This is a genomic window from Trinickia sp. Y13 (genome assembly GCF_029522115.1).
GTDB lineage: Bacteria > Pseudomonadota > Gammaproteobacteria > Burkholderiales > Burkholderiaceae > Trinickia.
Genome location: NZ_JAKWFK010000003.1, coordinates 14,482 through 34,781, shown reverse-complemented (window position 1 = coordinate 34,781; position 20,300 = coordinate 14,482). Strand labels below are relative to the sequence as shown.

Here is a 20,300-nt window from a genome sequence, read left to right as displayed (position 1 = left end):
CGCCCAGCATGAAGATCAAGGTGCTCGGCTCAGCGGCGGGCGGCGGGTTCCCGCAATGGAACTGCAACTGCCGCAACTGCGACGGCTTGCGTCGAGGCACGATCGACGCACGGCCGCGCACCCAGTCGTCGATCGCCGTCAGCGCCGACGGGAAAGACTGGCTGCTCGTCAACGCCTCTCCCGATCTGCTCGCGCAAATCGCCGCGCATCCCGAGTTGCAGCCTGCACGGCGCGTGCGCGACACCGGCATTGCGGCCGTGCTCGTGATCGACGCGCAGATCGATCACGTCACGGGGCTGCTGATGTTGCGCGAACGCGGCGCACCCTTGCCGCTCTATGCGACGAACGCCGTCTGGCAGGATTTGACGACGGGCTTTCCGATCGGCCCGATGCTTTCGCATTACTGCGGCGTGACGCACCACCCCATCCCGCTCGATGGCACGCCGCTCACGCTCGCCGCGCTACCGCGCATCGCCATCGAAGCGGTGCCGCTTCTGAGCAAGGCGCCGCCCTACTCGCCGCACCGAGAGGCGCCCGAGCGGGGCGACAACATCGGGCTCGCCATCACGAACCTCGACACGGGCAAGCGCGCGTTCTATGCCCCTGGCCTCGGCACGGTCGAGCCGCACGTGCTCGCGGCGATGCGCGCCGCCGATTTGCTGCTCGTCGACGGCACGACGTGGACCGACGACGAAATGATCGCGCTCGGCCTATCCGGCAAGACGGCGGCGGACATGGGGCATTTGGCGCAGTCCGGTAAAGGCGGGATGATCGAGGTGCTCGATTCGATCGAATCGTCGGCGCGCAGCCGCGTGCGAAAAGTGCTGATCCACATCAACAACACGAATCCGATTCTGCTCGAGGACGGAACCGAACGACGCATATTGACCGAGCACGGGATCGAGGTCGCCGAGGACGGCATGGCATTCGAGCTATGACTGCATGCCGGCGCGTGCACGAATCCGGCGTGACCGCAGGCGCAACCCGAGACAGTTCAGAGGAGACGAGACTCGATGACGATCGACGACTGCTTCGGCACCGCGCCGGTGCGCCAGCCCGACCCGGCCCAACCGGCATTGACGCGCGAAGCGTTCGAGGCCGCGCTTCGCGCGAAAGGCGCCGGCTATCATATCCACCACCCGTTCAACGTGCGGCTCAATTCGGGCGGCGCTTCTCCCGAGCAAATTCGCGGCTGGGTCGCCAACCGCTTCTACTACCAGATCAACATCCCGATCAAGGATGCGGCGATCATGTCGAACTGCCCTGATCGGGAAACGCGCCGCCAGTGGGTCATGCGCATTCTCGATCACGACGGCTACGGCGAGAACGCGGGCGGCATCGAAGCGTGGTCGCGCCTCGGTGAGGCGGTTGGACTGACGCGCAGCGCGCTCTGGTCGCTCGAGGGCGTGACGCCGGGCGTGCGCTTCGCCGTCGATGCCTACGTCAATTTCGCGCGACGCGCGCCCTGGCAAGAGGCGGTCTGCTCATCCCTGACGGAGATGTTTGCGCCGCAGATCCACAAGGATCGCTTGGCGTCGTGGCCACAGCATTATCCATGGATCGATGCCGAAGGGCTTGCCTACTTTCGCTCGCGCATTCCGCTTGCGCAGCGCGACGTCGAGCATGGTTTGAAAGTGACGCTCGACCATTTCAGGCGACGCGATCAGCAAGAGCGCGCGTTGACGATCCTACAGTTCAAGCTCGACATCCTATGGTCGATGCTCGACGCCATCGACAAGGCCTTCCCCTCATGAATACCGACTCGCCAGCGCCCGCGGCCGGCGCACACGATATGCCGCCACGGCTCAAGCCGATCTTTCGCTTGCAGTGGGAGCCTGCGCAAAACGCACACGTGCTGCTCTATCCCGAAGGGATGGTCAAGCTCAATCAGAGCGCGGCCGAAGTCCTGAAGCGCTGCGACGGCACGCGTTCGCTGGATGCCGTGATCGCCGAGCTCGAAAGCGCATTCGGTGCGACCGGCATCGGCGACGAAGTGCGCACGTTCGTTGCTCAAGCGCGATCGCGCGGCTGGCTGGAGTAGCGCAATGAGCGAGATTTCGGCACACGAAGCCTTTGCCGCTGCGGCATCATCCGAGCAAGCAACGCACGAAGTGACGCCACCGCTTTGGTTGCTCGCCGAGCTCACCTACCGCTGCCCGCTTCATTGCGCGTTCTGCTACAACCCCGTGGACTACGCCGCCAATCGGCAAGAACTCGATACGGATCAGTGGATCACGGTCCTTCGCGAAGCGCGCGCGCTCGGCGCGGCGCAGCTCGGCCTGTCGGGCGGCGAACCACTGCTGCGCGACGATCTCACGGCGCTCGTGAAGGAAGCACGAGCGCTCGGCTTCTATACGAATCTGATCACGTCGGGCGTCGGCTTGACCGACGGGCGCCTGGATGAACTCAAAGCGGCCGGTCTCGATCACATTCAGCTCTCGTTTCAGGACTCCACTCAGGAACTGAACGACTTCCTCAGCAGCACGAGAACGTTCGATTTGAAGCGCCGCGTTGCGGCGTCGATCAAGGCGCACGGCTTTCCGATGGTGATCAATTGCGTGTTGCATCGCTACAACCTGCCGCATGTCGATAAGATCATCGACATGGCGCTTGCAATGGGCGCCGAGTACCTCGAACTCGCCAACACGCAGTACTACGGCTGGGCGTTGGCCAACCGCGCGCAATTGCTGCCGACGCGCGAACAGCTCGAACAAGCCGAAGCCGTCGTCGAGGCTTACCGTAAAGCGCACGGCGACAAGTGCCGCATTTTCTTCGTCGTCCCCGACTACTTCGAAGAGCGGCCCAAGCGCTGCATGAACGGTTGGGGGTCGGTGTTTCTCGGCGTGGCGCCCGACGGCACGGCCCTGCCCTGTCACGCGGCGCGCAGCCTGCCCGGCCTCACGTTCCCGAACGTGACCGAGACCGCGCTGCGCGAGATCTGGTACGAGAGCGCCGCATTCAATCGCTTTCGCGGGTTCGACTGGATGAACGAGCCGTGCCGCAGTTGCGAGGAGAAGACCAAAGACCTCGGCGGTTGCCGCTGCCAAGCGTACCTGTTGACGGGCGACGCGGCCAATGCGGACCCGGTCTGCAGCAAATCGCCCGATCACGCGCGCATCGTGCGATTCGTCGAAGACGCACGAGCGCGGCAAAGCACAGCCGAGGCCACGGAACGCCCCATTCTTTTTCGCAACGATGCAAATTCCCGCGCTTTCGCGGCGACCGGCCACGACCGGGGCGAAGGCACGACCTCCGTCTCTGCCTCTACCGCCGGGCCGCGATCGCCTTGACGCGCGGTGCCCGAGCGCGCCGTGCGCTAACCTGACTCAGCGCGATTCGATCGAACCGTCGCTTGGCGGATAGGTGACGATGCCCCATGCGAGCGGCAGATCGCCGATTTGCTTGACGACATGGTAATCGCCCGCATCGATGACGAACACGGCATCCGAGCGTCCGCACGCCAGCAACAGCTTCGAACCATCGGGCGTAAAGCTGAAGTGCCAGCAGCGCTTGCCAACCGGCACTTGAGCGATGGGCTCCAACGTTTTCGCGTCGAACACTTGCAAAGTCTGGTCGCGTGCGGCGGCCACGAACAACCGCTTTCCGTCCGGCCCGAATGCGACGCCGTAAGGGCCGAGCTTCGTATCGACGGACTTCACGATGTGAAAGTCGCCCGCGTCGAGCACGATCATCTTGCTCAGCGATTCGAGCGTCACGACGTATTGCGTGCCGTCCGGGGAACGCCTGATGCCACGGGGCCGCCCGCCGGCCGGCACCTTCACGGTGGCGATCGGCTTGCCGCTTCGCGCGTCGTACACGGACACGGTGTCGTCCCCCTCGTTCGTGACGAGCATTTGCTTGCCGTCGCGAGAGAACTCCACGCCCTCCGTTTCATGGCCGCTCACCACGGAATGCACGATTTTCCAGGTCTTCAGATCGACGATTGCGATCTCGGCCGGCGGCTTGTTCGCGTCGTCGTCTTCGGCGCCCGGCTTGTCGGGCGACGTACCGGCGGCTTTGCCGGCGGGCTTGCCCGAATCGCCCGGCTCGTAGGTCACGTACGCATAGCCGCCGCGCACGCGCACGTATTCGGGGTTTTTGCCGATCTTCACCCGCTCCGCGACGCGGCCCGTTGACGTATCGACCGCCACCAGTTCGCCCGTGGTTTTATCGGCGACGACGAGACGCGTGCCGTCGTCGTTGAGACTGAGCCCGCGCGGCCCCGCAGCGCCGATCGAAAACGTCTTCTCGAGCGTCATCGTGTCTAGGCCGATCACGCCAATGCCGGCCTTCTCGCTCGTGACGTAGGCGAGCGGCGCGGCTTGAAGCGAGCCTGCCGCAAACCATGCTGCCGCGGCGGCAATGAGGGGCCGCAGGATGTGCGTGGCGATGGGTCGAGTCTCCAGCATGTCGTTCTCCGTTGGGTTTCGTTGCGTGTTCGTTGGGATTTCGTTTCAGGTTCATATCCGCCGGGTCGCGGTCGCAGCCTTGCTGCTGTCAGGATCGCTCACCGCGGCGATCGGAGACAACCCACGATTCAAGGATCCACCGCCGCATCGCTCGCGACGCGCTCGCGGCCGCCGCTCGCAGATCGCGCAGGCGTGCATAGCGCCAAACGAGTAGCACGAGCGCAGCGAGCGCCGCGATCCACCGCACGCTCTCAGGCGCGCGCTCATGACGTGCCCAGCGCGCATCGCGCAGCGCCGCCGCGAGCGCAACGGGGCTAGACAGTCTTCGGTACCCGAAGCCGATCCGGCCGGCAACGTCGGCAAGATACCGGCCTCGCAATTCGGAGCGTTCCTCGTGACTCGCGCCGGCGCCAGGGCCGCGCACAGCAGGCGGAATCTGCACGACCTCGGAGGCTAGCCAGTAGCCGATACGATTGCCGCGCTCGTCGGTCTTCGGAATCGGCGCGGGTGCGTCGCCGCCCACGCCGATCAGCCAGCCGCCGATGCCGGGCAGTGCGATTTTCACGGCCGGCCCATTTCCAGGCAGGATCGGCGGCGCCTCCTGACCGTCGGTGATGAACACGACGGCGGTACCGTGACCGAGATCGCGCGCAACCCGGATGGCCGAATACACCCCGCCCTCCGCGATACGGCTCCAATTGGCCCAGCGCATGCGGCCGTCGATGCCGTCGAGCGAAGCCAGAAGCGCGTCGAAATTGGCGCAGACCTCGAGCGGCGGCATCAGCGGCAGCGTGCTTTGCCCGGCAAAGATGCTCCACCCGATGCGCGAGCCGCACGGCAGTTGCGCCAATGTCTCGCGCATCGCCGCTTTGGCGTAGGCGAGCCGGCTCATTGGCGCACCGGAGACGGTGAGATCCTCGGTGTCCATGCTTTGGGTGATGTCGAACGTGACCATGTACGAGAACGTCGTGCGCGGCCATTGCACGCTGGGCGATACGAGCGCGACGGCGAGCAGCGCAAACGCGGCGCATACGGCCCAATGACGTCGCTGCAAGAGCATGCGGATACGGGCGAGTGCGGGTAGTTTCACGGCAGATCGTCGCTCCTCGCACCGCGCAGGGTCACGTGATGTTTCGTCGCCGCGCTTGCCGCATCGAGCTCGGCCGCGCCTTCCGGCGCGAGCCGTAGCGCGCGCTCGAGGTTGTAGCGTGCGTCCCAATCGTCGGGGACAGAACGCAACAGGGCGCGATAGTGCGCTTTGGCTTGCTCGAGCATGGGCAGTGACCGCGGCGCATCGGCCGCCGTCCCCGCGCCTTGACGCAGATAGGCATTACCGAGATCGAACAAGGCAGCACGGCCGATTTCGTCGACTGGGCCGGCTTCGAGTAGCGATTCATAGCGCCGGGCGGCTGCGGGGAAGTTGCCCTCGGCCGCGAGTGCAACGGCCCGCGCGAGCACGATCTGCCGAGGCTCGTCCCCAGCCCCATCGGCAAAGCGCGCCACGGCGCGCGACCAATCTGCATGGCTCGAATCGGCAGCCGCCGGCTCGATGCTCGCCCTTGCTCGGCGGGCGAGCGCATCCGCGGCAATCGTCGCCAGTTCGCGGTCCATGCGCTGGGCACGAGCAAACCGAATGGTCTCGTAAGCCGTTGCGCCCGCACTCAAAAGCGCCACGGCAGCGAAGGCGGCATGGACCGTCGCCCGTTTCATTGCCAGCCCCCAACGCCGATTGCGCGCGCGACGATGAGCATCGCGCAACAAGCGATGGCCACGGCAAAGCACCATGCGCTGCGATCCTGTCGAGGCAATCGCTCGACGAACGCGACCGGGTAGTTCTGTTGCTCGCCGATGGTCCGCATCGCGGCGGCCATGCCGTTCGCGTCGCCGGCCTCGAACAGGCGATACGGTGTGCGCAGCGAAAGGAAGAAGCGATGCAGCCGCGCTTCAGGCGATGCGTCTCCACGGCGCACGGCGACATCGAGGGCGGGCGTGTACACGCTGCTGCGCAAGAATACGAAGTAAAGCGCGATGCGATTTCGCGCAAGCCCATCGGCGATCGCATGGCTTTCTTCCGAGGTGAGAAGCGCACCGCCATCGGACACCATCACGATTGCGCGATGCCCCGTGAACGGGCGGGCGTCGAATTGCGCAATGGCGGCAAGGAGCCCGCGGCCAAGCTGCGTATCCGGCATGCCCCGGCCGATTCGCGTGCCGTCTATGGCGTCCGCGATGATGGCGTGATCGTAGGTGAACGGCATGGCCAGTACCGGGCTGATGCCGAACATCATGAACGCGAAGCGATCATTCGGCCGCGCGCGGACGAATTCGACGAGCGCCGAGCGCGCGACGCTATTCTTGGACTCGCCCGAACTGTTGACGCCACGGCTCGCCATGACGTCCGTCATGCTGCCGCTGCGGTCCATCAAGATCAGCATCTGGGCGCCGCGCCCCGTGCGATGCACGGCGAGGCCGGTGAGGCCCGGGCCGGCCAAGCCCACGACGATGGACGCAAGCGAGAGCGCAGCGCACGCCCGCACCATGATGCCCAATGCACGACCGATACGATCTTCGGGCAGCCAGCCCGCCCACGAGAACGCCAGCGTGTCGTCGCGCCGCGGCAAAAGCGGCCATAGCGCGAGCGGCAGCAGCAGGAGCGCCCAGGGTGCGGTGAAATCGAGCGTGGCGTCCATCATCGGTGACGCCGCCGTTCGGCGCGAAAGAGCGCGCGCAGCAGTGCAACGAGAGCGGCGTCCGCGCTCGGCCGCGACGCCGACTCGGCGGACGGCCGGCCGCCCGGCTCGCTCGACACCGCGAAAAAGCGTGCGTCGGAGCGCTCATAGAACGATTCGAGCTCAGGCTGCATCGGCAGCAACCATGGCGCATGCGCAAAGAGCCGCGAGAGCGAGTGCATGTTGATCACCTGGCCCGCGGTTTCATTCAACGCGCGATGGACGATGTGCCACGCGGCATCGGCATCAGCATCGGCAGGCGCTCTTGACGCGCAGAGCGAGCGCATCCGCCGCCAGCCTCGCGCGAACGGCAGTTGTGCGGCGTCACGATGATTTCGCCATATCCACCATGCCAGCCAGCAGGCAAGCGTCGAAAGAAGACATGCCAGCGCATAGCCGATTCGCCACACGATCGGCGAGAGCGGAATCGGCGAGGCCCCTCGATCCGGCTGCATGGCCGGCGAAGCACTGGAGAGAGCCGTCGGCTCACGCCCCTGCCCCGCTGCAACGATCTGCGCCACCCCGGCTCCGGCGGAGTCGATGTCGACCGGCGCGGCGACCGCATCGGAGATGATCGGCCCGACCGTAATCGGCCATGCCCCGAGTTGCAGAAGATCGCCGCCACGGGTGCGCAAGCTTAGCGCGGGCAGCGCGATTTGCGTGAGCGAGCGCGGGGCGTTGACGATCTGATAGTCCAGGACGAGCCAGCGGCGCCCCTCGCGATCGGTCTCCACCCGCGCGGGACGGCGCTCGAGCCAAAGATCGATGCGGCCGCTCGAGGGCGGCTCGACGTTGCGGACTTCACGGCCCGCCGCGGCAAGCAGCACTCGCTCGGTGACGACGTCGCCGATCGTGTGACCGAAGCCGCGCGGAGGATCGATGCTCGCCGCGTAGGCGGTTGCGCGAGCGGGAAACGAGACGGTGAGCGTGCCCGCACCCGCAAGTGCCTGGGCCAGCGTGAGCGTGAGCGCAACCGTCCCGGAGCGTGGCAGCTTCGGTGAGCGCTGCGTCGGCATGCGACAGCGCGGGCTCATCATGCGGCTCCCTCGATGAAGTAGCGCGAAAGCGCGTCGGCATCGAACGCGCCTGCGATCTCGAACGGCCGCAGGCCGCGCGCGCCGAACAGCGCGGTTAGCGTCCTGCGCCGCAGGCTCACGGCCTCTTCCCATTGCCGCCGCACACGCGAAGAGAGCCAGATCGTGCGCCCCTCACCCGTCTCCGCATCATGGACCGCTAGCAGCGATCCACGCGACGGCGGTGCAAGCTCGGCCGCGTCCCACACGACGATCGGCACGACGCTCGCATGCGCGAGCGTATCGAGCGCGGCCGGGAGGCCATCGAGCGGCCAATGAAAGTCCGATACGATGAAAACCAGCGCCTGCTTGCCGGCCAGAATCTCGACCGCACGGGCAAGCCCATTCGTGCCGCTCGCGTCTACCTGGCCGCTGCCGGTGGCGTTCGCGCTGCGAGTACGGCTCTGGGCCGCCTCGGCCCGCAGCATCGCCGCCATCATGTCCCCGCTGCCTCGGCCGTGACGCGGTGAAACGAAGAGGTCTTCGCGCGCTCGAGCGTCGAACGCGGTCATTCCCGCCCGGTCTCCCGAACGGAATGCACTGTAGCCGAGCACCTCCACGAAATCGGCAACGATCTCGAGCTTCGAGCGCCGTTTACCGAAGCACATCGAAGCCGACACATCGACCACCACATGCACCGGCACCGCCACGCGTTGCAGATGCAGCCGCACGAGCCATTCGCCGCGCACCGATTGCAAGCTCGCGCGAAGATCGACGCGGCGCGGGTCGGGATGGTCGACGAGACGCGCGTGCAGCGCGAACTGCTGACCCGCGCCGAAGCTCGTACCCGCATGCGAGCCGGGACGAAAACCGCCGGCGCGTCCCGGCAGCCGATAGTGGAACTCGCGCGCCTCGTTCATCGCACTCCACACTCGGTTGGAATCTCGGCCCAAGGACCGCTTCCGGTCACAACGGCAGTCATGGCAGTCAAGGCACGGCGAGCCGCGCCACGATCTGATCGACGAGCGCGGCAGCCAACGCTTGCCGGTGCAGTTCATGAACCGGCGTGAAGAACACACGATGGCCGAGCGCGGCGGGCAGCACCGCATGGATATCCTCCGGCACGAGATGCGCGCGCCCCGCGAGCCAGGCACTCACGCGTGCCGCGCGCAACAGCGCGCTCATGCCGCGCGGGCTCGCACCGGCCAGCACGAGCCGCTCCATGTCCACGCCATCGAGCGCGATGCCGAACCGTTGCGGCGATTCGCTCGCCTGCCAAATGTCGAGCACATAGCGCTCGATGGCCTCGCTTGCGTGCACGCCCTGCTGAATTGCCGCACCGATCGTGTTCAACTGCTCCCAGGCGATCACGCCCGGGCGCACTTGCTCGACGAGCGCGTCGACATCGTGATAGGCCGTGTCGAATACGAGCGCGCGACGTACGGCGCGATCTTCAGGCGTCGGCATATTGAGCTCGAATAGGAACCGGTCGCGCGCGGCCGAGGCCAGTTCGAACGTTTCCTCCTTCTCGACCTTGTTGCGGTCTGCGAAGACGATCATGTGCGGAAAGCGGTATTCGCGGTCGAAGGCGAACACCGAACGTTCGGCCATCGCGCGCAACAGCAGCGACTGCACCTGCGGCCGCGCGCGGTTGATTTCGTTGAAGAAGAACGTGGTCAGCCGCTCGCCGCGGCGCAACAGCGGCCCAGGATCGATGCGCGGCTTGCCCTGCGCATCGACATAGGTGTGATAAACGAGATCGCCGGGCATCAGGTCGATGGTGCCCTCCACGCGCTCGAAGTCGCCGCCCACGGCGCGCGCGAAGGCTCTCAGCACGGTGGTCTTGCCGACGCCCACGCCACCTTCCAAGAGCACATGGCCGCGCGCGAACAGCGCGATGTTGATGAGCCGGATCGTGGGTTGCTGGCCGATCACGATCTTGCCCACTTCGTCCTCGAGTCGCAGCGCATCGCTGCGCCAGTCCTGCAACTGCTCGCCCAGTGCCATCGATCGCCTCTCCCTGGCCGTCGCCTGCGCGTCGTCTTCGCCGGACGGGCAAGATCGTCGCGTCCGGGCCAACTCTGCTCGAAGCAGGGTTCATGCCGAGTGGCCGTGCCGTTTTGCCGAACCCGCGCCAGACATGCGCGCGCGGCCGATCGGCAAGGAGCCCCATGACGACGGGCGGGTCTGTCACATCGAAAGAGGACAGTCTGTCACGAGGGCGAATGCCTGCGACGAGACAGGCGCGCTATCGCAACGCCGTGCGCAGCGCCTGCGCGATCTGCCGCTGAGCGAGACGGGCCGCCTGCAGCATCCCGCCCATGCTGATGTAGCCGTGCGCCAGCCCGTGATATTCGACGATCATCGCGTCGTTGCCCGCCTCGAGCAGGCGCTCGCCGAACGCGAGTGCCTCGTCCCGCAGCGGATCGTAGGCCGCCACTTGCACCAGCGCAGCCGGCAACCCCGCCAGATCGGTCGCAAGCAAGGGCGCCGCGCGGATATCCTCGGGCGGTATCTCGCTCCCGAAATACAGTCGATTGAAGTAGTCGATCGTTCGCGCCGTCAACGTCGGCCCTGCGGCATGCACCGTCCGAGAAGCAAACTCGCCATGCCGGCCCGCGCCGGCCGGCGGATAGACCAGCGCCTGAAACGCGATCGCGGGGCCGCGACGGTCTCGCGCCCAGATGCACATGAGCGCCGCCAACAGCGCCCCCGCGCTGTCGCCGGCCACGGCAATGCGCGCACCGTCCGGCAAGAGCGCCTCGGCATGGCGCGCGACCCATTCCAACGCGGCCCACGCGTCGTCGATGGCGGCGGGGAAGACGTGTTCCGGCGCCAATCGATAGTCGACCGAGACGAGCAACGCCCCGCTGTCTTCGCACAGTTGCCGGCACACGCTGTCGTATCCGTCGAGATCGCCGAGCACAAATCCTCCACCGTGGAAATAGACCACAATGCCTTGCGGCGATTCGTGTCGCGGACGATACAGGCGCAGCGCCAACGTGCCGTCGGGACCGTCTATTTCTCTATCCTCCACGCGGACGTCGGCAGGCGGAACATCCGCGGCGGCCAGAATATGACGATAAAGATCGCGGGCCGCAGGCACGGGTAAATCGGCGAGATCCGGCGCACCTGATGCGCGCGCTTGATCGAGGAAGTCCTGAAGCGTTTTGTCGAGTGGCATGGTCGCCCTGAGGGAGAAGTCGATAAGGTCAGCGGTTTCCCATAAACGATATACGCACATATCGTTATGTTTTATAACTTTATTGGAGTCGCTGCATTATCGCATCGGGGGAAATACCGACTTCGGGCCGGGTGGCCTCATCAAACTCTCGTCGCGCCCCGCTGGATGAGATTTCCGCCGAATAGGCGCGACAGAGCCGATTGATTGCGCAAAGCGTTTTCGAGGTTGCGATGTGCGATGCGCGCATGCTCGCGCATCAACGCTTCCGCGCGCGCGCCCTCGCGGCGCTCGATCGCGTCCACCACTGCTCGATGCTGCGCTTGCGCTACGACGAGCACCTGATAGGCATCGGGCGCCGCGGCCTGCACTTTGACGAACCCGCTCGGCGACGCGAAGGGCAGCGCAAGCGCTTTGGCGAGTTGCCGCTCGATCACGCTGCTGTTGCAAGCCGATGCCAGTAGGCGATGGAACCGCTCGTTCAACTCCACATAGCGCGAAAACTTTGCTTCGCCGAATTTCGAAGCGGCCAACAGCACATCGATCTCGTCGACGCAGGTGCGCAGCGAAGCCATCAGCGAGGCCTCGACGCCCCGCTCCGCAGCCAGGCGCGCCGCCAACCCTTCGAGCGTGCCGCGCAACTCGATGGCATCGTAGATCTCGGCACGGCTGAACGAGCGCACCGCGTAGCCGCCCGACGGCACGGCATCGAGCAAGCCCTCGTCCTGCAAGCGCATCAGCGCGGCGCGCACGGGCGTGCGCGACATTCCGAGCCGATCCACCGCCCACAGCTCGGTGATGCGGGCGCCGGGCGCGAGCTCGCCTGCCAGTATGAGTTCGCGCAACCCCAACTGCGCCTTGACCGCCTGCGATGCCCCCGCCGAAGCTACGGCATCGCCCGGCGTTCCGTCCCATTGCTCCATTCACACCCTCGATGTTGTCCAATAGACCGCGCAACGCCGCATCGCCTAGAGATCGAGCACCAGCAAGGGCGATTTCGACCGCGAGCAGCACGGCAAGAACTGATCGTTCGCGGCCTTTTCCTCGTCGGTCAAATACACGTCTCTGTGATCGGGCTCGCCCGACAGCACACGGGTCAAGCAGGTGCCGCACACCCCCTGCTCGCATGAAGTCGCCACCTCCACGCCCGCCTTCGCGAGCGCGGCGATCACCGTCATGTCCGCTTGCACATCGACGATGCGCCCCGTGCTCGAGAGTTTCACTTGAAATGCGCCGCTTTCTTCCCGAGCGGGCGCCGCAGCGAAAAATTCACGGTGCACGTTCGCCTCATGCCAGCCCGCGGCCTTCGCCCCATCCATCACCGCGGCGATGAACCCTGCCGGGCCGCAAACGTAAAGATGCGTATCCGGCCGCGGCCGAGCGAGGACGGCGTCGAGCCGTATGCCAGGGCCGTTGCGTGCGTCGTCGAAGTATAGATGAACGCGCCCCGCGAAACGCGGCTCTGCAAAGCGACCGCGAAACGCGGTGCGCTCGACGCTGCGGGTGCAATAGTGCATTTCGAACGACGCACCCGCGCGATCGAGCGCTTCCGCCATCGACGCGATGGGCGTCACACCGATGCCGCCCGCCAACAGCAGCGAATGACGCGCCCCCGCATGCAGCTGAAAATGATTCTTCGGTTCGCCGATCTCGAGCGAGCCGCCCTCTTCGAGCGCATGCATCGCGACCGAGCCGCCGCGCGAGTTCGCGTCGAGGAGCACCGCGATCACGTAGCGATGCGATTCGTGCGGAGCGTTGCAGAGCGAATACTGACGAACGAGGCCGTCGTGCAGGCGCACGTCGATATGCGCTCCCGCGGAAAACGCCGGTAACGGCGCCCCGTCGGGATGCGCGAGTTCGAAGGCGCAAATATCGGTCGCCACGGCAAACTTGCGCGCGATTTTGACTTTCACGGCAGACCTCACGAAACGGCGGTGACGGCCGGCTGCTGCGCGGCCAGCAAACGCTCGATCACACGGCGCGATTGCACGCCGCCGGCATCGATGTTCAGCTTGAGCAGACTGCGCCGCGGATAGGCGAGCAGGTTGCGTTGCTGCGCTTGCAGCATCTCGAGATCCTCGCTGAAGATCTTGCCTTGGCCTTCGCGAATCGTTCGCGTGAGCTCGGCGTCGCCGGGACGGAAATTGCGCGCCATCCCCCAGAAATACCAAATCGACGTGTCCGTCTCCGGGGTAATGAAATCGACGACGATGCTCGACACTTTGTGCCGGGCATCGGCGTGATAGCCGCCGTGCCCCGCATGCGCCACGCCCACCTCGATCAGCACGTGGCTCGGCGGTGTGAACCGGCAGATCTGCCAGCGATCGCAGGGCACGTCATCCGCTAGCCCATTGCCGCGCAGCGCTGCGGCCCAGAACGGCGGCGGCACAATGTTCTCCATGAAGCGGCTCGTCACGACCGTATCGCCCTCGACTTTGGTTTGCGGCGCCGACTCCTCGATCTCGGCTTGCCCGATGCTCGATGCGTGGACGTATGTTTCGTGCGTCAGGTCCATCAGGTTGTCGATCATCAGCCGATAGTCGCACTCGATATGGTAGAGCCCGCCGCCGTACGCCCATTCGGGGCTATCGGCCCATTCGAGCGGGTGGATTTTCGCGGGATCGGCCTGCGCCGGGTCGCCGGGCCAGACCCAGATGAAACCGTGACGCTCGACCACCGGAAAGCTGCGTGTCGCCGGAAAGCCGCCTACGCGCTGACACGGCATCGATGCGCACTTGCCGTGCGCGTCCACGGTGAGGCCGTGATAGCCGCATACGAGCCGGCCGTCGCGCACGAAGCCCAGCGACAGCGGTGCACCTCGATGCGGACAAAAATCTTCCAATGCGGCGACAACGCCATCGGCGCCGCGAAAAAAGACCATGCGCTCGTTGCAGATGCGCCGGCCTAGGGGTTTTCCGGAGATCTCGTCCGGCATGCAGGCAACGTACCAAGCGTTCGTCAAAAACATTCGAAGCATCTCCTATGTATACAATCTTCAAAAATGAGTGGCCTTTCAGGCAGACAAGAAGGCACCGTAACCTACGTTTTTACCCATAAATACGGATAAACGTCGAACGGTAGCGAGAATCGCTCTTAAACAGAGTCGTTCGATGACATCGAATTGTATACAACACAACCGAGACCACCAGTGTTTGGCCCGCGTGCTGGGGTAAACGACTACGTGACGCGCTGCTAAAGCACAGCCTGCACCGGCCCTTAGGTGAAATAGGTAGTTCCAATTTTAGTTATATGCTATAACTTTCTCGTAGTGCGCAAGCTCGAGCACCGACTGCGCGCACGGCATCAACGACGCCCCATTCCAAACAAGGAGACATCAGCCATGGCAGAGAACGTCAGCACCGCGCTCATCGATCACGACAAATGGACCGGCCGCCTGTTCGGCGGTGCCGAGGGCAGTTGGTATCAGGCCAGCGAGACGCGCGAAGTCATCGAACCCGCAACGGGCGAGCGGCTCGCCAACATCGGCCTCGCACGCGCGGCCGACGTCAAGCGTGCGGCGCAAGCGGCTGCCGCTGCGCAGCCGGCATGGGCGGCGCTGCCCCCGCGCGACCGGGCGGCGATCATGCGCCGCGCCGCGGCGGCCCTCGAACGCAACCTCGAAGAGGCCGCGCGCTACATTGCCCGCGAGACGGGCGGCATTCCCGCCAAGGCGCAACTCGAAGTGGCCGAAGCCGCCACGCAGCTGCATATCGCATCGGGCTTGCCGCTGGCGCCGCAAGGCCTCGTGCTGCCGAGCCCCGCCGGCCGCACGAGCTATGCGCGGCGTGTGCCGCACGGCGTGGTGGGCGTGATCTCGCCGTTCAATTTCCCGTTGATCCTGTCCATGCGTTCGGTCGCGCCGGCGCTGGCGATGGGCAATGCGGTGGTGCTCAAGCCCGATCCGCAAACGCCCATCAGCGGCGGCTTTCTGATTGCACGAGCCTTCGAAGAGGCAGGGCTTCCCCCCGGCGTATTGCAGGTCGTCCCTGGCGATGCGGACGCGGGCGCGGCCGTCGTCGAAGCGCCCGAGGTACGGATGATCGCGTTCACGGGTTCCACCGCCGCGGGCCGTAAAGTGGGCGAGCTTGCGGGTCGCTTGCTCAAGAAAGTCTCGCTGGAACTCGGCGGCAAGAACACGCTGATCGTGCTCGACGATGCCGATCTGGACGTAGCCGCAAGCAACGCCGCATTCGGCGCCTTCTTCCACCAAGGGCAGATCTGCATGGCGACGGGCCGCATTCTCGCGCATCGCAGCATCGTCGCCGAACTGACGAAGCGTCTCGTCGACAAGGCCAACACGCTGCCCGTCGGCGATCCGGCAAGCGGCACGGTGGCGATCGGTCCGCTCATCAATGCGCGGCAGCTGAGCAATGTCGACGCCATCGTACAAGCGTCGATCGGCGCGGGCGCGGTGCTCGAGGCGGGCGGCACGCATGAGCGCCTCTTCTATCGCCCGACCGTGCTCTCGAATGTGCGGCCCGGGATGCGCGCCTTCGACGAAGAAATCTTCGGTCCCGTCGCCGTCGTCACGCCGTTCGACAGCGACGACGAAGCCGTCGAATTGGCCAATCGCACCGAGTATGGCCTCTCGTGCGCGGTGATCGGCACCTCGCTGGCCCGCGCGAGCGCCATCGGCGATCGGCTCAAATCAGGCCTGCTGCACATCAACGGCCAAACCGTCGCCGACGAGTGCGTCAACCCGTTCGGCGGGCGCGGCGATTCCGGCAACGGCGGCAGCATGGGCGGCCCGGCCGACATCGAGGAATACACGCAATGGCAATGGGTGACGGTGAAGGGCGCGGCCGAGCGCACGCCGTTCTGAGCGGCCGAAAGCACCATCCCGATCCAATTGGAGTTCGACAATGAAGATCAAAGCCGCAGTGGCCCGCGAAAAGGGCGGCCCGTTGTCCATAGAAACACTCGATCTCGAAGAGCCGCGCGAGGACGAAATCCTCGTGCGCGTCGTCGCAACGGGTGTCTGCCATACCGACCTCGTCGTACGCGACGGCCTGCTGCCCACCCCGCATCCGGTCGTGCTCGGTCATGAGGGCGCCGGCGTCGTCGAGCGCGTCGGCCGCAACGTACATAAGGTCGCACCCGGCGACGCCGTCGTCATGACCTACGATTCGTGCGGCAGTTGTCCTGCCTGTGCCGCGCACGCGCAAAGCTATTGCCACGCGTTCTTCCCGCGCAACTTCTTTGCGACGCGGCCCGACGGCACGGGCACGATTTCAAAAGACGGCGAGATCATTCACGGCAACTTCTTCGGTCAGTCGTCGTTCGCGACGCACGCGCTGTGCCGCGAAAGCAACGTGGTGAAAGTGCCGGCGGATGCCCCGCTCGAGCTGCTGGGCCCGCTCGCGTGCGGCGTGCAAACCGGCGCCGGTGCGGTCATGAATGCGCTGCGCGTGAGCGCGGGCGCATCGTTCGCCGTGTTCGGCGCGGGCTCGGTCGGGCTCTCCGCGGTCATGGCCGCGCGTGTGGTCGGCGCGACCACGATCGTGGCCATCGACCTGCACGATGCGCGACTCGACTTCGCGCGCAGTGTCGGCGCGACGCATACCCTCAATCCGTCGCGCGACGATATCGTTGCGTCGTTGACGGCGCTGACCGGCTATGGCGTCGACTTCACGCTCGATACGACCGGCGTTGCGGCGGTCATTCGTCAGGCGGTCGAAAGTCTCGCGCCGCGCGGCACCTGCGGCGTGCTCGGCGCGTCCGCCGAGGGCAGCGAGATTACGCTCGACGAGGTGCACTTCATGAGCGGGGGCCGGCGCCTGATGGGTATCGTGGAAGGCGAATCGACGCCCGACACGTTCATCCCGATGCTGATTCGACTTCACCGCGCCGGAATGTTTCCGTTCGATCGGATGGTCAAGTTCTACGCGCTCGACGAAATCAACGAGGCGATCGCCGATTCGCTCGACGGCAGGACAATCAAGCCAATCGTGAAGATGCAATAGATGGAGTGAATGCGGTAGATGCGGTAAGGAGCCGCAAGTAGAAAATCCGTCGCACTGTAGGTTCGTGCGACGGATTTCAATGACCAGCCGCTCACATCACGTTACTTCGGCGCCGCCCCCTGCTGCTCATTGCGACGCGCAAAGATCACTTCGGCATCGTCGGGGCCTGCGGCATACATGGCATCGACCATGTCCATACGATGTTGCAGCACCGCGCGCTGATTGATCGAGCCCTTGTCGGTGATCTCGCCCAGATCGAGCGACGGCGGCACGGCAAGCAAACGCATCCGCGCGATGAAGGTGGCACCCCCGGTCGCCTTTTCGTTCAAGCGTGCAAGCAGATCCGCAAAGAACGCTCGCACCTCGGACGCGTCCAGCACCGTCTGCATGCTTGCGCTCGCAGGCAATCCGGCCAGCTTTCGACAGCTATCGACCCGAGGAAAGATCATGAGGCCCACCTCGTCGCGGTCGATGCCCGTCACGACCGCATCTTGCACGTAAGGCGCCCCTTCGCTGACCACGCGCGCGCGCAGCACGCCCACGCTCACGAACGTGCCCGAGCTGAGCTTGAAGTCTTCGGCGATGCGCCCATCGAACGAAAGGCCCACCTCGGGGCGCGCCGGATCGGCAAACCGAACGGCGTCGCCGGTGCGGTAGTAGCCCTCCTCGTCGAATTCCTTGCCGGCCACCTCGGGCGCAACGCGCCAATAGCCACGCATCACATGCGGGCCGCGAAAGCGCACCTCGAGCTTGCCGTCGACCGGCACTAGCTTGGCCTGGCAACCGGGTGCGGGCAATCCGAGGTAGCCCGCTTCCGAAAGGGGCCCGGTCGTGAACAAGCTCGAAGGCGCCGTCTCCGTCATGCCGAGCCCGGCCATGATGCGGATGCGTTCGCCGCAATGCGCTTGCGTCACGCGCTCGAGACGTTCCCAAGCGGCCTTCGACAGCCCCGCGCCCGCGAAGAAATAGAGCTTCACGCGAGAAAAGAAACAGTTGCGCAAGGCCTCGTCGCCTTCGAGCGCCACGGTTAACTCCTCCCATCCCTTCGGCACATTGAAGTAGACCGTCGGTGAGATCTCGCGCAGATTGCGCAACGTCTCGTCGAACTTGCCCGCCATCGGCTTGCCATCGTCGATATAAAGCGTGCCGCCGTTATACAGCGCGATGCCAACGTTGTGGCTACCGCCGAAGGTATGGTTCCACGGCAACCAGTCGACGAGCACCGGAGGTTCGATGCCGAATTGCGGAAACGTCTGAAGCAGCATCTGCTGATTGGCGCACAGCATGCGATGTGTCGTGGGCACCGCCTTGGGCAAGCTCGTCGAGCCGGAAGTGAACAGAAATTTGGCGATCGTGTCGCCATTCACACCGGCATGCGCGGCATCGATATCGTGCATGGGGGTGTCGAGCAATGTCGTAAATGCCGTCACACGCGCCTCGCCCACCGGCGCCACGCTGATGCGTTCGACGTCGTCAGGCAAAGCCGCGTCGAGCGCGCGCGCGTAGACGCCGATGTCGTCGGCGAAGACGAGCCCCGGCGTGATGAGCGCGAGCACATGACGCAGTTTGCCGAAATCGCTCGACACGAGCGAATACGCGGGCGATATTGGCGCATAAGGGATGCCGGCCCACATCGCACCGAGCGCGAGTTGCAAGTGTTCGATGCTGTTGCCCGAGAGGATCGCGAGCGGCCGCTCCGCGCTCAGACCGCGGTCGAGCAAGGCCTGACCGATGGCGCGCGCCTGCTGCGCCATCTGGCGATAGCTCACGCCCTGCCAGACGCCCGAGCCATCGCGTCGCGCGATCAACCAGCGTTCCGGATGCTCGCGCGCACCGCTTTCGAGTCGATCTGTGACCCGCTCGGGATAGTTGCCGAGCGGCTCCTGGGCTTGCAGGTACCAACACTCGCCGCGCCGTTCGATGCGAGGCGTGACCGAGCCGATGCCAACCGGCCGGTACCCGGGCATGCCGTTGTTTCCGTGGCTTTGGTGCTGTTCCAAAACCTGTCTCCTATTGGGGCCTCTGCTCGCGACGCCTTGCGGGCTACGCAGCGGCGGACCTGATCGATGCGTGCCGAGTCCCGTCAACCGCTGAACGGATCGCCGGCACGCACGGCCTGTGTTATTTCGGATAGTGTGCCGACGGCCTGGTCGCCGGCTCAGCGCTTGTAGGTTTGCAGGCCCGGCTTGATGCTCTTTTCGTCGAGGAATTGCTTGAGGCCCTTTGCACGGCCGCCCTCCGGATCCCGGTAGTTCGCCTGATCGAGCTTCGCATACAGGTAGTCCTCATTCTGCTCCCACGTCAGTTCGCGGCAGCGCTTGAAGCCGTGCTTGGCATTGCGCAACACGACGGGATTCTTGTCGAGCAGCTTGGCCGCCAGCACCAGCGTTTCCTCTTTCAATTGCGCGCGCGGCACGCTCTTGTTGACGAGCCCCATCTTCGCCGCTTGCTCCCCCGTGAACGTATCGCCGGTCATGATGTAGTACAGCGCCTCGCGGTGGCCCACTGTATCGGCCATGGCTTTGCTGACGAGATTGCCCGGCGGGATGCCCCAGTTGATCTCCGACAGCCCGAACACGGCTTCGTCGGCGGCGATGGCCAAATCGCAAGCGACGAGCGGCGAGAAGCCACCGCCGAAACACCAGCCGTTGACCATGGCGATGGTCGGCTTCGAGTACATGCGCAACAACTGCCACTGCCAGCGGCTTGCATCGCGACGGATACGCTCCTGAAATACGTCGGGGCTTCCGTCCACCTCGCGGAAGTATTCCTTCAAATCCATGCCGGCCGTCCACGCGTCACCCTCCCCCGTCAACACGAGCACCTGCGCCTGCGCATCGAGCTCGATCGTCCCCAAGACGTCGATCATTTCCCGGTTCAGCGTCGGACTCATCGCGTTGCGCTTTTCGGGGCGATTGAACGCCACCCACGCGATGCCGCCCTGCACCGTGACGTTGACCGTTTTCCAGCGACCTTCGTAACTCATTTTTTTCTCCGAGAACACT

At 65.3% G+C, this 20,300-nt stretch carries 19 protein-coding genes; 6 read left to right on the top strand and 13 right to left on the bottom strand.

What is annotated here, in order from left to right:
- Window positions 1–8 precede the first annotated feature (8 nt).
- From pqqB to pqqE, 4 genes are all read left to right on the top strand, one after another.
- On the top strand, window positions 9–938 hold the full coding sequence (gene pqqB, locus MMB74_RS06375; RefSeq protein ID WP_277427773.1) for a pyrroloquinoline quinone biosynthesis protein PqqB: 930 nt from the start codon (window positions 9–11) through the stop codon (window positions 936–938).
- Window positions 939–1,013: 75 nt separating this feature from the next.
- Entirely contained in the window at window positions 1,014–1,754 is a 741-nt protein-coding gene (pqqC, locus tag MMB74_RS06370) for a pyrroloquinoline-quinone synthase PqqC (protein WP_277427772.1), read from the top strand.
- A 38-nt stretch (window positions 1,755–1,792) separates the two neighbouring features.
- The gene (pqqD, locus tag MMB74_RS06365; protein ID WP_277428175.1) at window positions 1,793–2,041 is read left to right on the top strand and encodes a pyrroloquinoline quinone biosynthesis peptide chaperone PqqD; all 249 of its coding nucleotides are present in this window, start codon (window positions 1,793–1,795) and stop codon (window positions 2,039–2,041) included.
- 4 nt (window positions 2,042–2,045) lie between these two features.
- On the top strand, window positions 2,046–3,290 hold the full coding sequence (pqqE, locus tag MMB74_RS06360) for a pyrroloquinoline quinone biosynthesis protein PqqE (RefSeq protein WP_277427771.1): 1,245 nt from the start codon (window positions 2,046–2,048) through the stop codon (window positions 3,288–3,290).
- Window positions 3,291–3,326: 36 nt separating this feature from the next.
- On the opposite strand, the gene MMB74_RS06355 is transcribed toward pqqE, so the two are convergent.
- The 11 genes from MMB74_RS06355 to MMB74_RS06305 all read right to left on the bottom strand — a co-directional run bounded on the left by MMB74_RS06355 (window position 3,327) and on the right by MMB74_RS06305 (window position 14,300).
- The gene (locus tag MMB74_RS06355; RefSeq protein ID WP_277427770.1) at window positions 3,327–4,409 is read right to left on the bottom strand and encodes a beta-propeller fold lactonase family protein; all 1,083 of its coding nucleotides are present in this window, start codon (window positions 4,407–4,409) and stop codon (window positions 3,327–3,329) included.
- An 88-nt stretch (window positions 4,410–4,497) separates the two neighbouring features.
- Window positions 4,498–5,499, bottom strand: a complete 1,002-nt coding sequence (locus tag MMB74_RS06350) for an MxaL protein (RefSeq protein ID WP_277427769.1) — start codon at window positions 5,497–5,499, stop codon at window positions 4,498–4,500.
- Window positions 5,496–6,119, bottom strand: coding sequence for a hypothetical protein (locus MMB74_RS06345; RefSeq protein ID WP_277427768.1), 624 nt, complete (start codon window positions 6,117–6,119; stop codon window positions 5,496–5,498). Before MMB74_RS06345 ends, MMB74_RS06350 begins: the two co-directional genes overlap by 4 nt.
- Complete coding sequence (locus tag MMB74_RS06340) at window positions 6,116–7,099, bottom strand: vWA domain-containing protein (protein ID WP_277428174.1); 984 nt, start codon at window positions 7,097–7,099, stop codon at window positions 6,116–6,118. Before MMB74_RS06340 ends, MMB74_RS06345 begins: the two co-directional genes overlap by 4 nt.
- Window positions 7,099–8,175, bottom strand: coding sequence for a calcium incorporation protein MxaA (locus MMB74_RS06335; RefSeq protein WP_277427767.1), 1,077 nt, complete (start codon window positions 8,173–8,175; stop codon window positions 7,099–7,101). Before MMB74_RS06335 ends, MMB74_RS06340 begins: the two co-directional genes overlap by 1 nt.
- Entirely contained in the window at window positions 8,172–9,071 is a 900-nt protein-coding gene (locus tag MMB74_RS06330; protein WP_277427766.1) for an MxaS protein, read from the bottom strand. Before MMB74_RS06330 ends, MMB74_RS06335 begins: the two co-directional genes overlap by 4 nt.
- Window positions 9,072–9,138: 67 nt before the next feature.
- On the bottom strand, window positions 9,139–10,158 hold the full coding sequence (locus MMB74_RS06325; protein ID WP_277427765.1) for a MoxR family ATPase: 1,020 nt from the start codon (window positions 10,156–10,158) through the stop codon (window positions 9,139–9,141).
- 241 nt (window positions 10,159–10,399) lie between these two features.
- Window positions 10,400–11,335 (bottom strand): alpha/beta hydrolase, encoded by a 936-nt coding sequence (locus tag MMB74_RS06320; protein ID WP_277427764.1) that lies wholly within the window; start codon window positions 11,333–11,335, stop codon window positions 10,400–10,402.
- Window positions 11,336–11,475: 140 nt separating this feature from the next.
- Window positions 11,476–12,255, bottom strand: coding sequence for a GntR family transcriptional regulator (locus tag MMB74_RS06315; RefSeq protein ID WP_277427763.1), 780 nt, complete (start codon window positions 12,253–12,255; stop codon window positions 11,476–11,478).
- A gap of 45 nt (window positions 12,256–12,300) precedes the next feature.
- On the bottom strand, window positions 12,301–13,245 hold the full coding sequence (locus MMB74_RS06310; RefSeq protein WP_277427762.1) for a PDR/VanB family oxidoreductase: 945 nt from the start codon (window positions 13,243–13,245) through the stop codon (window positions 12,301–12,303).
- Between the two features lie 8 nt (window positions 13,246–13,253).
- Window positions 13,254–14,300, bottom strand: a complete 1,047-nt coding sequence (locus MMB74_RS06305; RefSeq protein ID WP_277427761.1) for an aromatic ring-hydroxylating dioxygenase subunit alpha — start codon at window positions 14,298–14,300, stop codon at window positions 13,254–13,256.
- A 372-nt stretch (window positions 14,301–14,672) separates the two neighbouring features.
- On the opposite strand from MMB74_RS06305, the gene MMB74_RS06300 reads away from it, so the two are divergent.
- Together MMB74_RS06300 and MMB74_RS06295 are read left to right on the top strand one after the other, a co-directional pair.
- Window positions 14,673–16,154, top strand: a complete 1,482-nt coding sequence (locus MMB74_RS06300) for a benzaldehyde dehydrogenase (RefSeq protein ID WP_277427760.1) — start codon at window positions 14,673–14,675, stop codon at window positions 16,152–16,154.
- Between the two features lie 40 nt (window positions 16,155–16,194).
- Window positions 16,195–17,295: an NAD(P)-dependent alcohol dehydrogenase gene (locus tag MMB74_RS06295; RefSeq protein WP_277427759.1), complete on the top strand. Its 1,101-nt coding sequence runs from the start codon at window positions 16,195–16,197 to the stop codon at window positions 17,293–17,295.
- A gap of 101 nt (window positions 17,296–17,396) precedes the next feature.
- Here the strand turns inward: MMB74_RS06295 and MMB74_RS06290 are convergent, their stop codons facing one another.
- Entirely contained in the window at window positions 17,397–19,262 is a 1,866-nt protein-coding gene (locus MMB74_RS06290) for a feruloyl-CoA synthase (protein WP_277428173.1), read from the bottom strand.
- Window positions 19,263–19,453: 191 nt separating this feature from the next.
- Entirely contained in the window at window positions 19,454–20,281 is an 828-nt protein-coding gene (locus MMB74_RS06285) for a p-hydroxycinnamoyl CoA hydratase/lyase (protein ID WP_277427758.1), read from the bottom strand.
- Window positions 20,282–20,300 lie beyond the last annotated feature (19 nt).